Source organism: Mucilaginibacter sp. P19, from assembly GCF_050632265.1.
Lineage (GTDB): Bacteria > Bacteroidota > Bacteroidia > Sphingobacteriales > Sphingobacteriaceae > Mucilaginibacter > Mucilaginibacter gossypii.
Map to the genome: position 1 here is coordinate 4,148,022 of NZ_CP192586.1, position 12,560 is coordinate 4,160,581.

Consider the following 12,560-nt stretch of genomic DNA (forward strand, 5'->3'; position numbering starts at 1 on the left):
GTAAATTGCTGATTGTTGCAAACTGCAAACTGCAAACTGATAACTGCAAACTGGAATGAAGACATACAATTATTCAGAACTTACTGCATCCGATATCCAGAAGCTGGTTCAGCGTAATGTTGACCCGGCCAATGAGATCAGGACTATTGTTGAAGATGTGATTGCCAACGTGCAGCAGCATGGCGACAAGGCCCTGCTTGATTATGCTTTAAAGTTTGACAAGGTGGAGCTGAACAAGCTTTACCTCGATAGAGCCGAACTGGAAGAAATTGCCAAAGCCATATCTGCCGATCAGAAAGCAGCGTTGGAAACAGCGTATAACAACATTTACAAGTTTCACCAAACGCAGCTAAAAACCGAGGACAAAGTTGAAACCATGCCCGGCGTAACCTGCTGGCGCGAATTAAGGCCGATTGAAAAAGTAGGCTTGTATATCCCCGGTGGCTCTGCTGTATTGCCAAGTACGTTTTTGATGCTGGGAATCCCGGCATGTATTGCCGGTTGCCATGAAATAGTAGTTTGCTCACCCCCGCAAAAAACGGTAGGGTAAATGCCTTTATAGCTTATGTAGCGCTGATGCTGGGGATCGATAAGATCTACCTGGCAGGTGGTTCGCAGGCTGTGGCGGCAATGGCTTACGGAACTGCAAGCATCCCTAAGGTAGATAAGATCTTCGGGCCCGGCAACCAGTTTGTAACCAAAGCTAAAACCATTATCCAGTCAACCACCACAACGGCAATTGATATGCCTGCGGGCCCGTCGGAAGTATTGGTTATTGCAGATGAAACGGCTATTCCGGCATACATTGCAGCCGATCTGCTGGCCCAGGCCGAGCATGGCATCGACAGCCAGGCTGTATTGGTTTGTACCTCCGTTGATGTTGCCGAAAAAGCCATTGCCGAAGTTGAAAAACAACTGCCTGTATTGCCCCGTGGGGAGATAGCCAAAATGGCCATCGATAATTCATATGTGGTGATCACTGATAACCTGAACGAAGCAATGAGTTTCAGCAATCAATATGCTCCTGAGCACCTGATCCTGGCAACCGACAGTTGGGAACAGATCACCGGAGACATCATCAATGCGGGTTCAGTATTTTTAGGAAACTTAACACCAGAAAGCGCAGGTGACTATGCATCAGGAACCAACCATACCCTGCCAACCAGCAGTTATGCAAGGGCTTATTCGGGTGTGTCAGTTGATTCGTTTGTGAAAAAGATCACGTTTCAGCATATCACTCGCGAAGGGATCCAAAACATCGGTCCAACAGTTGAAGTTTTGGCCGAATTGGAGGGTTTACATGCACACAGGAATGCTGTGAGTGTCAGAAACAATAGTTGATCATGAAAAAGCTTGCATACCTTTTGAGTTTGTTTGCACTCACTGCTTGTCACAACGGTAATCATAAACAATTAATATCTGATACAGTTAAACGAGATACCACTACCTCGTTTAAGCCTTATCAGCTTAATAAAGACTACATTGTAATTGACACAGGTATTTTTGATGCAACTGTTATGGGAGGCAGCTATGCCGTTGTAACAAGAAACGGAAAGCTTGCCGATACTATTGACAAATATTACGGAATTGAGAAAATTGGCAACGATAACTATTTGTATCTAACAATAACAGGTACAGGGTCGGGAGAAGATGATACTTCGAAAACACAGAAATCTCAAAAATCAATCAGTGGGTCTTTGGGCAGTTATATAATGGTCGTAAATGGTAAAAAACAAAATCTGTCAGCGTTTATAACTGACTTTAATGACTATTTTTCTTCACCATCTGTAATAAACGGCAACATTTATTTCTGGCAAATAAAAAAATAGATACAACAGGTAATAACAGTATATCGGCTGCTAAATATGATCCGGTTACCAAGAAAACCACGAATTATTATTTGGTTGATGATTATATCGAAACAGATGATGCCAACTATTTTTCAGCGCCATATTTAAAAAATGACACCATCTATTTTGACGGAGAGAATAAAAAATTAAGAAAATTCACAAAGGATTTTAAGCCTTACAATTAAAATGTTCGACATAAATAATATACTCAGAGAAAATATAAAACGTCTTGTACCCTATTCATCGGCACGCGATGAATACCAGGGTGAAGCAAGCGTTTTCCTGGATGCCAACGAAAATGCTTTTGGCTCTCCTTTAGATCAGCAGTTTAACCGCTACCCTGATCCTTTACAGTACAATTTAAAAAAACGCATTACCGAAATTAAAGGCGTACCGCCGCGCAATATTTTTGTAGGCAACGGCAGTGATGAAGCTATCGATATCCTGTTCCGCAGCTTTTGTAACCCAGGTGTTGACAATGTGATATTGGTGCCGCCTACTTATGGCATGTACGAGGTATCGGCCAATATCAACGATATCCAGGCCCGCAAAGTAAACCTTACGGAAGATTATCAGCTAAATTTAGAGGGAATTGCCGAAGCTATCGACAAAAACACCAAGCTCATCTTTATCTGCTCGCCCAACAACCCGACTGGCAATTCTATCAACCGCGATGATATTCAAACCCTGCTGGCCAACTTCAGCGGAATTGTAGTGGTTGATGAGGCTTACATCAACTTCAGCCGTCAAAAGTCATTTATACAGGAATTGACCGAATGTGCCAACCTTGTGGTAATGCAAACCCTTTCCAAAGCCTGGGGCCTGGCCGGTTTACGTGTTGGTATGGCTTTCGCCAGCGAGGAAATCATTGAGGTGATGAACAAAGTAAAGCCGCCTTATAACGTTAACGAGTCCTCACAACAGCTGGCATTGGCTGCCCTGGCAAACGTTGGTCAGGTTAATGAATGGATTAAAGAAACCCTTACACAACGCGACAGGTTGGTTTTACAACTGAAAGATTTTGAGTTTGTGGTAGATATTTACCCTTCAGATGCCAACTTTATCCTTGTAAAAACCACCAATGCTAACGGTATTTACGACTACCTGGTAAAACAGGGCATTATAGTGCGCAACCGTTCAAAAGTTGAGCTTTGCGAGGGCTGTCTGCGCATCACTGTAGGCACACCAGATGAGAACACTATTTTACTCGAAGCGCTTCAAAACTTTAAATAAAAAAATCACTAACTCAATAATTCGCTAATTCACTAATTATAAAGAATGAGTTTACAGAAAATATTATTTGTCGACCGCGACGGCACCCTGATCAAAGAGCCTGCTGATGAGCAAATTGATTCATTTTCCAAGTTGGAGTTTTATCCGGGCGCGTTAACCTATCTGCCCAAAATAGCCAAAGAACTTGATTTTGAACTGGTAATGGTTACCAACCAGGACGGTTTAGGAACTTCTGTTTATCCTGAAGATACATTTTGGCCTGTCCACAATTTCATCCTGCAAACCTTTGAAGGTGAAGGCGTAAAATTTGCTAACCAGATCATTGACCGTACTTTTGCGCGTGATAATGCCCCCACCCGTAAGCCGGGCACTGCACTGTTAACGCAATACTTAGATGCGGATAAATACGACCTGAAAAATTCGTTTACCATCGGCGATCGTAAAAACGATGTGCTGCTGGCAAAAAACCTGGGTGCAAAAGCTATCTGGCTTAACAACAACAGCAACCTTGGCGGCAACGAGTTTAGCGAAGCAGATCATATTGATGACGTTATCGCCCTTGAAACTACCGACTGGCAAAAGATCTATGAGTTTCTGAAACTTGGTCAGCGGGTATTTGAACATCGCCGTGCCACTAAGGAAACCGATATCTATATCAAAATAAACCTTGATGGTAAGGGCGATGCCAAAATATCAACCGGTTTGCATTTTTTTGACCACATGCTGGATCAGATTGCCCGTCATGGTAGTATTGACCTGGAAATTACAGCCAAAGGAGATCTGCATATCGACGAGCATCATACCATTGAAGATACCGGCATTGCTTTAGGCGAAGTATTTGCCGCTGCTTTGGGCAACAAAATGGGAATTGAACGTTACGGTTTCTGTTTGCCAATGGACGATTGCCTTGCACAAGCTGCTATTGATTTCGGCGGCCGTAACTGGCTTGTTTGGGAAGCCGATTTTAAACGCGAAAAAGTAGGCGATGTGCCTACCGAAATGTTCTACCACTTCTTCAAATCATTCAGCGATGCCTCAAAAAGCAACCTGAATATAAAAGCAGAAGGACAAAACGAACATCACAAAATTGAAGCTATATTTAAAGCCTTTGCCAAGGCAATAAAAGTGGCTGTAAAACGTGATGTAGATAAGATGGTTTTACCAAGCACTAAAGGGCTTTTGTAACTCCCCAGCCTCCTAAAGGGGGAGTAACTAATCAAAATGGAAACACCAGATCAAAACAATACATCGGGAACCGATAAAAGCCTCGCAGAGGCACCCCCTTCAGGGGGCGGGGGGTATCGGCATCATCCTATACGGAGCCGGAAACATATTTTCCCTAACTGCCGCTTTAGAGCGCTTAGGTATCCCCTATGGCTTTATAAACAGCGAGGAGGATTTTGACAAGTACGACCGCTATATCATCCCCGGTGTCGGACATGCGGGCGCAGCCATGAATAAGCTTAAAGCTACCGGGCTTGTACCTTCCATCAAAGCGTTAAAAAAGCCCACCCTCGGTATTTGTGTAGGTATGCAATTGCTTACCTCTTACTCTGAAGAGGGCGACTCTAACCTGTTGGATATCATACCGGTTAAAACTTTAAGGTTTAAAGATAGCGCCGATCATAAAGTGCCGCACACGGGATGGAACAGGGTTTATCCCGAAAAAGAAAACCCGCTATTTGAAAATATACCGTCAGGTTCACATTTTTACTTTGTACATTCATACTTTATTGAGTATGATAAAGCATACACTTTATTAGCTTCTGATTACGGAAATGAATTTTCGGCATCAATTTGGCTTGATAATTTTTATGGCGTTCAATTTCACCCCGAAAAGTCGGGTGTGGTTGGCGAAACATTGTTAACTAATTTCTCAAAAATATAAAGGATATGTACATTATTCCTGCCATTGACATTTTGAACAAGAAGGTTGTTCTGTCTTCGTGAAGGCGACTACAAACAGGTGACCGAATACGATGTTACCCTTGAAGAAATGATTGAACGCTACCAGAGCAACGGCACCAACTTCATCCACATTATCGACCTTAATGGCGCAAAAAATGATTTCAGCAATCAGCAGTACCTGTTTGATGTGATCCGCAAAACCGACATGAAAGTGCAGTACGGCGGAGGTATCCGCAGCATCGATAAGGTAAAAGAGCTGATAGATGCAGGCGTTCACCGCGTTATTGTTGGCACGCAGGCACTTACCAACCCTGATTTTTTACCAGATCTGAGCAAAGAGATCTGCGGCAAAGACAAATGCTCCGACCAGGTGGTAGTAGCCATCGACGTACTTGACGAGGTAATCAAATACTCAGGCTGGATGGAAAGCTCCCCCATCAAACTGATGGATTACGTTGATAAATGCCTGGCTTTAGGTTTCTTCCGTTTCCTTTGTACCGATATTAACAAAGATGGTAAATTAGGAGGTGCAGGTATTGAGCTATACGAAAAACTGCTTGATCATTCTCCATTCATTAAACTGATCGCCTCAGGCGGCGTTAGCTCCATGAGCGATATCGAAAAACTTAACCGCTTAAAAGTTGAGTCGGTAGTAGTTGGCAAAGCCATATACGAGGGCCATATCACCATTGAAAACGTGAAACACTGGAATTTGGACGCATTGATATCGATATAACCCCCGCCCCCTGAAGGGGGTGCTGCTTAGCAGGTGGATTATTTATCAAGTATAATTTAAATGTTTTTGAAAAGCCGGGTATGAAAAAGAAGTTATTTCTGGGCGCTAACCCCGAAATATTTGCTAACGCCAAGGCACTCAGGTATAACATGACACCGGCCGAAACATTTTTATGGAGTCAGTTGAATGTTACCTTTTCAGATATAAAATTCAGGAAACAACATCCGCTGGGGAGTTACGTTGCTGATTTTTATTGTCACAAACATAAACTTGTGATTGAATTAGACGGAAGGATTCATAGCCTTCCTGACGTAATTAAAAACGATATCGACAAGCAGACTTTTCTTGAAGGTCAAGGTTTGAGGGTATTAAGATTGTCGAACAATGAAGTTTTCAATAACTTAAATAAGGTTTTGGAGCAAATAAATATGCAAATCAAAGGCACCCCCTTTAGGGGGCGGGGGGTTAGCCAAGCGAATCATCCCCTGTCTTGACGTTAAAGACGGTCGTACGGTAAAAGGTGTAAACTTTGTTGACTTGCGCGATGCCGGCGACCCGGTAGAGCTGGCCTGGAATTACTCGAACCAGGGAGCCGACGAGTTGGTATTTCTGGATATCACAGCTACCGTTGAGCGCCGTAAAACTATGGTGGAGCTGGTAAAAGCTGTTGCCAAGCAGATCAATATCCCTTTCACTATTGGAGGAGGTATTAATGAAATTGCGGATGCCGATGCACTGCTCAATGCCGGAGCCGATAAAATCTCCATCAATTCGGCCGCGGTACGTAATCCTAAGCTGATAGATGAACTTGCTAATGCCTTCGGTGTACAGTTTGTGGTGATTGCTGTTGATACCCGTAGCATTGGTGATAAAAATATAGTACACCTCAATGGCGGAAGACTGCCAACCGAGCGCCAAACACTGGAGTGGATCCTGGAGGCTGAAAGCCGTGGCGCAGGCGAAATCCTGCTCACTTCTATGGATCATGACGGCACCAAAAGCGGCTTTGATAATGGTTTACTGAAAACTGTTAATGATGCCGTGCACATCCCGGTGATAGCTTCGGGCGGTGCAGGCAAGGTTGAACACTTTGTTGATGTATTTGAAAAAACCAATGTGGATGCAGCACTGGCGGCTTCAGTGTTTCATTATGGTGAGATATTGATACCCGATTTAAAGCGGAAGTTACAGGGTAATAAAATAGAAGTTAGGATTTGAGATAAAGCGGCGGCCTTGCGCGATTCCCTCCCTTGGGAGGGTGTAAAGAGGGGTTTCAGCAACAGATGTAAAACCCCTCCCTGCCATTGCACATTCCCAATACACCCCTCCCCAGGGAGGGAATTAAAAGAAAAGAATGAATATAGATTTTGAAAAAACCGGTGGACTTGTCCCCGTAATCATACAGGACGAGCAAACTTTAGAAGTACTGATGCTGGGTTACATGAACCAGGAAGCTTATGATAAAACCGTTCAGGAAAATATCGTTACTTTTTATTCTCGTACAAAAAACCGTTTATGGACTAAGGGCGAAACCAGCAGCAACTTCCTGCATGTAAAAAGCATCAGCATTGATTGCGATAATGATACGCTGCTGATCAAAGTGAAAGCCGACGGCCCAACCTGTCATACAGGCTCACGCAGCTGCTTCAACACCGAATTTAATCAAAATTTTATCCTGGAGCTGGAAAATATCATTGCCGACAGGTATACTAACCCGGTTGAAGGATCATATGTAAATAAACTTCGCAACAAAGGCCTTAACAAAATAGCCCAGAAAGTTGGTGAAGAAGGAGTTGAAACTGTTATCGCCGCCCTTGCCGAAACAGAAACCGACCTGATCAATGAATCATCAGACCTGGTTTTCCATCTATTGGTTCTGCTTCGCGAAAAAGGTTTAACACTGGAAACTATCGCTAAAAATTTAGAATCAAGGCATAAGTAATATTTGTTCATGGTTCATAGATCATGGTTCATGGCTAAAATTGCCTAACATGTTAATTTTGCTATGATCTATGAACCATCAACTATGAACTAAAATGATCACCATTCAAAAAACAGCCGAGCTCACAGGCCATGCCAACCCGATATTCACGCTTGAGTTATCGCAAAAGCCGGGCATATTGTTTACGGGCGGAAATGATAAAGGATTGGTTGAGTGGGGCCTGAATGATTTCACTTTTATTAAAGTGATGTTCCCGGTTAATGCATCTATTTATGCTATTCATTGCCCGGAGGGATATCCACTTATGTTTGCGGGTTTACGCAGCGGCGAAGTTCTGGTGTTTGATTTTATTCAGCAAAAATTGCTAAAACCTTTAAGGCACCACCGCAAGGCTATCTTCGATATCAAATCATCAGTTAAAAAAGATGAGTTATTAATAGCATCGGAAGATGGCACCGTATCTGTATGGAACCTTAAAACGCTTGAAATGGTGCACAGCATAACAGTATCCAGGGACACCGTTCGTTGTATTGCCGTTTCGCCGGATCAAAAACAGGTGGCATTCGGTTGCCGGGATAATCACATCGCCATTTACGACCTGGAAGATTATACTATTATTAAAGCTCTTCACGGCCATACTATGGCTGTTTTTGCGCTTGTCTACAGTCCCGATGGGAGTTACATTGCTTCCGGCTCAAGAGATGCACAGGTAAAGATTTGGGATAGCAGCAGTTATCATGAAATAAAAAATGTTCCGGCCCATTTATTTGCGGTGAACCATATTGCATTCCATCCCACCCTACCCTATTTTGCTACCGCCAGCATGGATAAAAGTATCAAGATTTGGGGATCGGACGATTTTAAACTCTACAAAAATATCAGCAGGGAAAAAGGCTATCCAGGCCATGTGCTATCTATCAACAAATTAGCCTGGGGAACGTCCGACCAGCTCCTTTCGGTAAGTGACGATAAAAAGATCATTTCATGGGAGATTAAATTTAGTTGACATCCTTCTTTTTTCAGGAAACTTATCTTACCAAATTAAACTACCTTCCCTCCGTATGCCTTTACCATTTTTGGATAAATAAGGCATGAAGCTAATTAAAAAAACGCCTTATACTGCACAGGTTATGGGTATGTTTTTTGCTCCCGCGAGTATATACCATCTTCGTTAATGGTATCAATTTTAACCTTGCCCGATGCATGAATGATGTGCTCATTATTAAGTATAATACCCACATGAGTTACCCTGCCTTCGGGATTATCAAAAAAAGCCAGATCACCTAACCGTGCTTCCTTTATCGAATCAACCTTGGTACCTTCTTTCACCTGCATGCTTGCATCCCGCTTAATTCTGAGGCCTTTAAGTTTGTAAACCATTTGCGTAAAGCCCGAGCAATCAATACCAAAATGCGTTCGCCCGCCCCACAAGTAAGGAGAGTTCAGAAATGCTTTAGCGGTAGCAGCAATATCTTCAGGCTCACCAATTTTACCAATTATTTCAAAACGTTCATGACCAATGCGGCATGAGGTCCCTTCTAAAAAAGCAAGCGAGCTGCCCGCCGGCAAATAAACAACACTATTGTCGCTCATTTTCCATGCCTGCGTAACCGGCTGGTAAGTGAGCTTTGAGGGATGGTTCCTGATATTTTTATAAGCTATATGACCAAGCATAGCAAATTGCAAGCGGCCTATCCACCCGATATACCCATCCGCCTCGGCAATGATCTTAACCCAGTTGTTTTGCCACTCAGTAATTTCAAACACTTCGCCAAATAGTAATTGCGATACCTGCTCGCTCCGCTCACTGGGCTCGGCCCTGAGCGGGATTACAGCAAGATTACATATCCCGTACTCCATAGTTCTGTAATGTCAAATAAACAAAAATCTGGCGCGTAGTTTTCAATCTACACGCGGTTAACATTTTAATATGATATTATTTAATAATTGGTATCAGTAACTTTTGGAGGTAAAAGCTATACGATAATACAAAATATTTTTAAAATATTTAGCCCAACAGAAATCTTCTGGCAATCCTTAATATTTAATTTATCACTCGCCGAATCGTCGCTAACTAAAAAGGGACATGCATTGCATATCCCTTTTAATATCCTTAAAATAAAATCCTATTCGTTCATATGCAGCCACTCTTTTTTGGCAAGCAGCTCTTCTTCGCTTTCACGGATATCTTCATCATCAACACAACAATCTACAGGGCAAACCGCAGCACACTGAGGTTCATCATGGAAACCCACACATTCGGTACACTTATCGGGTACTATATAATAAATATCGTCAGATAATGCAGCTTGTGTTTCTTCGGCATTCAGGGTATTACCATCGCCAAAATCAATTATCCCTCTAAGGCCAGTCCCATCGCTGAAACGCCAGGCCGCTCCTGCATCATAAATAGCATTATTAGGGCATTCCGGTTCGCAGGCCCCGCAGTTTATGCATCTCGTCGGTGATTTTAATCGCCATATTTCTAAATATCTAATAATCTCAATTAACTTTGCCTGCAAATTACAAGCGCACAAATATAACAAAAAAGGCTTTAAGGGTTTAATCCCTTAACATATATATGTCAAAAATTAATCCAAAAAACTCAATAAATTCATTTTCGGAGTTAGGCAGGCAACTCCTGGCCCCCGATGCGGCATTAAGCGCACTCATTGAAAACGAACAATATCATAATGCCTGGTTTACACCGGCAAGTGTTTCAGAAGCGGTTACAGCCATAGGCGCCATGCTTAACGTGGAAGATCTAACTACATGGCTTTCGAAATATGTGCTTGAAACAGGCAAACCTGCAAAAAACGTAGGGCTTATACTGGCAGGAAACATCCCGCTGGTAGGATTTCATGACGTGCTTTGTGTTATTGCTTCCGGCAACAAGGCGCTTATCAAAGCCTCATCACAGGATGCACGACTCATCAAAGCTGTTTTGGAAAAACTGGTAGCTATTGATCCTGCTTTTGCCGGCAGCTTTAACTTTGTTGACAGGCTGGAAGGTTTTGACGCCATCATAGCCACAGGCAGCAACAACAGCTCGCGTTATTTTGATTATTACTTTGGCAAAGTTCCTAACATCATTCGTAAAAACCGTAACAGTATTGCCGTTTTAAGCGGCAAGGAAAGCGCTACAGACTTATTTAGCCTTGGACATGATATTTTAGATTATTACGGCCTTGGCTGTCGTAACGTATCCAAAATACTGGTACCGGAGGGGTATGACTTTACTTTCTTTTTCGAATCGATAGAAGATCATAAAGCCATTATCAATCATCATAAATACAACAATAATTACGATTATAACAAATCCATTTACCTGGTTAACGGTGATAAACATTTTGATAATGGTTTTTTGATGGTTAAAGAAGATGACAGGCTGACATCTCCGCTGTCAGTATTGTTTTTTAACTATTATCATGGCATAGCAGAGGCCGAAAATATCATCGATCAGAATGCCGAAAATATCCAGTGTATAGTAAGCAAACTACCGCTGCAGGTTACAAGCCAGGTAGTAGGTTTTGGACAAAGCCAGCAACCCAAACTATGGGATTATGCCGACGGCGTGGATACGATGGAATTTTTGTCAAGTCTTTAAATAAAATAAATACCTTTGGGAAGTAAGGTAAAAGGCGAAAGGTTACTACCCTATTGTACTTGAACTACACCTTTTGCCTTTCAGCTTTAACCTTAAAAAAATGTATATCATAAAAGTTAAAGGTGTTGCCAAAATACCTGATTATGTACAACTGCGTGATGATAAGTTTACGCTGTTGGCTTATTTCAGGGTTGACAGACCGGATAAATCGCTTGATAAGGTTGGATTAGGCGACAAGGCCGACGAGATCATGAATATTATCAAAGATCTGCCGTTTGGGCAGATCTTAAAATTAGAGTTATAAAACAATGATTGGAAATTCTATAATAAAACTAAACAACGTTGATATTTTTCAACAGGCGCACCTGGTACTTTCAAACGTAAATTTACATGTTGATAAAGGTGATTTTGTTTGGCTGATAGGTCAGACAGGATCAGGGAAAAGCAGCCTGCTGAAAGTAATTTATGGCGATTTGGGGATTAAAGCAGGTACCGGTCATGCCTGTGGTTATGAATTAAGCAAGCTGCCCAGCCGCGACATTCCCTATCTGCGTCGTAAACTGGGTATAGTTTTCCAGGATTTCCAATTACTTACCGATCGTACCATTGAGCAAAATCTCAACTTTGTAATGCGCGCCACCGGTTGGAACGATAAAAAGCTGATTTCAGATAAAGCTCTTGATGTACTTGAAAAAGTTGGCCTGCGGTCAAAATTAAAGAAAATGCCTCACGAACTTTCAGGCGGTGAGCAGCAGCGTGTGGTTATAGCACGCGCCTTGCTTAATGACCCGGAAATAATCCTGGCCGATGAACCTACAGGCAACCTCGACCCCGAAACATCTGAAGAAATTGTACTCCTGCTCAAACAAATCAGCCAATCGGGCACTGCCGTACTGGTAGCCACGCACGATTATCACATTATCCGTGCTTTTCCATCACGTATTATCAAATGCGAGAACGGTAAGGTTCTGGAAGATGTGGAGATATGACCGCTGACCATCGATGATTACGTTGATTTCGCCGATTTTATCTGAACTCGAATTAAAGATTTTTTAGAATTTACTGGACAACTAATTTAATTGCTTCATTATAAAATCTCTGGTTCAGGCAAAATCGGCGTAATCAAAAAATTAATTTGTGTAGTCCCGCATAAAAATCAACGCAATCGGCGTAATCAAAACACCAGGGTGTCAAATCAGCGGTCTCGTCTGTCACCCTTTCTTAAAATCATTTCATGCTACTGACAGCTTGACTGCTTTACAGTTGTGGCAAGATACTTGATTG

12 protein-coding genes and 3 pseudogenes are annotated in these 12,560 nt (G+C 42.4%); 13 read left to right on the forward strand and 2 right to left on the reverse strand.

Features of this window, described 5'->3' with window-relative positions; genetic code table 11:
* Positions 1–55 precede the first annotated feature (55 nt).
* The 10 genes and pseudogenes from hisD (at position 56) to ACQ86K_RS20120 (ending at position 8,675) form a co-directional block, all read left to right on the forward strand.
* Positions 56–1,341, forward strand: a pseudogene (gene hisD, locus ACQ86K_RS20075) (histidinol dehydrogenase).
* 2 nt (positions 1,342–1,343) lie between these two features.
* On the forward strand, positions 1,344–1,829 hold the full coding sequence (locus tag ACQ86K_RS20080) for a hypothetical protein (protein ID WP_431198623.1): 486 nt from the start codon (positions 1,344–1,346) through the stop codon (positions 1,827–1,829).
* A 207-nt stretch (positions 1,830–2,036) separates the two neighbouring features.
* Positions 2,037–3,083 (forward strand): histidinol-phosphate transaminase, encoded by a 1,047-nt coding sequence (hisC, locus tag ACQ86K_RS20085; RefSeq protein ID WP_091162330.1) that lies wholly within the window; start codon positions 2,037–2,039, stop codon positions 3,081–3,083.
* A 45-nt stretch (positions 3,084–3,128) separates the two neighbouring features.
* Positions 3,129–4,268 carry a bifunctional histidinol-phosphatase/imidazoleglycerol-phosphate dehydratase HisB gene (gene hisB, locus ACQ86K_RS20090; protein WP_090526576.1) on the forward strand — a complete coding sequence of 380 codons (1,140 nt, stop codon included), beginning with the start codon at positions 3,129–3,131 and terminating at the stop codon, positions 4,266–4,268.
* 115 nt (positions 4,269–4,383) lie between these two features.
* Positions 4,384–4,971, forward strand: a complete 588-nt coding sequence (hisH, locus tag ACQ86K_RS20095; RefSeq protein ID WP_431200897.1) for an imidazole glycerol phosphate synthase subunit HisH — start codon at positions 4,384–4,386, stop codon at positions 4,969–4,971.
* Positions 4,972–4,976: 5 nt separating this feature from the next.
* A pseudogene (locus ACQ86K_RS20100) lies at positions 4,977–5,727 on the forward strand (HisA/HisF-related TIM barrel protein).
* Positions 5,728–5,807: 80 nt separating this feature from the next.
* The gene (locus ACQ86K_RS20105; RefSeq protein WP_431198624.1) at positions 5,808–6,221 is read left to right on the forward strand and encodes an endonuclease domain-containing protein; all 414 of its coding nucleotides are present in this window, start codon (positions 5,808–5,810) and stop codon (positions 6,219–6,221) included.
* Positions 6,154–6,945 (forward strand): imidazole glycerol phosphate synthase subunit HisF, encoded by a 792-nt coding sequence (gene hisF, locus ACQ86K_RS20110; protein ID WP_431200898.1) that lies wholly within the window; start codon positions 6,154–6,156, stop codon positions 6,943–6,945. The genes ACQ86K_RS20105 and hisF overlap by 68 nt, the downstream gene beginning before the upstream one ends.
* A 136-nt stretch (positions 6,946–7,081) precedes the next feature.
* On the forward strand, positions 7,082–7,669 hold the full coding sequence (gene hisIE, locus ACQ86K_RS20115; protein WP_091162321.1) for a bifunctional phosphoribosyl-AMP cyclohydrolase/phosphoribosyl-ATP diphosphatase HisIE: 588 nt from the start codon (positions 7,082–7,084) through the stop codon (positions 7,667–7,669).
* A 94-nt stretch (positions 7,670–7,763) separates the two neighbouring features.
* Positions 7,764–8,675, forward strand: a complete 912-nt coding sequence (locus ACQ86K_RS20120; RefSeq protein WP_091162319.1) for a WD40 repeat domain-containing protein — start codon at positions 7,764–7,766, stop codon at positions 8,673–8,675.
* A gap of 122 nt (positions 8,676–8,797) precedes the next feature.
* On the opposite strand, the gene ACQ86K_RS20125 is transcribed toward ACQ86K_RS20120, so the two are convergent.
* Both ACQ86K_RS20125 and ACQ86K_RS20130 read right to left on the reverse strand, forming a co-directional pair.
* Positions 8,798–9,529: an NlpC/P60 family protein gene (locus ACQ86K_RS20125; RefSeq protein WP_431198625.1), complete on the reverse strand. Its 732-nt coding sequence runs from the start codon at positions 9,527–9,529 to the stop codon at positions 8,798–8,800.
* A 266-nt stretch (positions 9,530–9,795) separates the two neighbouring features.
* A pseudogene (locus ACQ86K_RS20130) lies at positions 9,796–10,150 on the reverse strand (4Fe-4S dicluster domain-containing protein).
* 100 nt (positions 10,151–10,250) lie between these two features.
* Here ACQ86K_RS20130 and ACQ86K_RS20135 point away from each other — a divergent pair.
* The 3 genes from ACQ86K_RS20135 to ACQ86K_RS20145 all read left to right on the forward strand — a co-directional run bounded on the left by ACQ86K_RS20135 (position 10,251) and on the right by ACQ86K_RS20145 (position 12,265).
* Positions 10,251–11,276 carry an acyl-CoA reductase gene (locus ACQ86K_RS20135; RefSeq protein ID WP_091162314.1) on the forward strand — a complete coding sequence of 342 codons (1,026 nt, stop codon included), beginning with the start codon at positions 10,251–10,253 and terminating at the stop codon, positions 11,274–11,276.
* A gap of 100 nt (positions 11,277–11,376) precedes the next feature.
* Positions 11,377–11,580, forward strand: a complete 204-nt coding sequence (locus ACQ86K_RS20140; protein ID WP_090526558.1) for a fructose-6-phosphate aldolase — start codon at positions 11,377–11,379, stop codon at positions 11,578–11,580.
* Positions 11,581–11,584: 4 nt separating this feature from the next.
* The gene (locus tag ACQ86K_RS20145) at positions 11,585–12,265 is read left to right on the forward strand and encodes a cell division ATP-binding protein FtsE (protein ID WP_091162312.1); all 681 of its coding nucleotides are present in this window, start codon (positions 11,585–11,587) and stop codon (positions 12,263–12,265) included.
* Positions 12,266–12,560 lie beyond the last annotated feature (295 nt).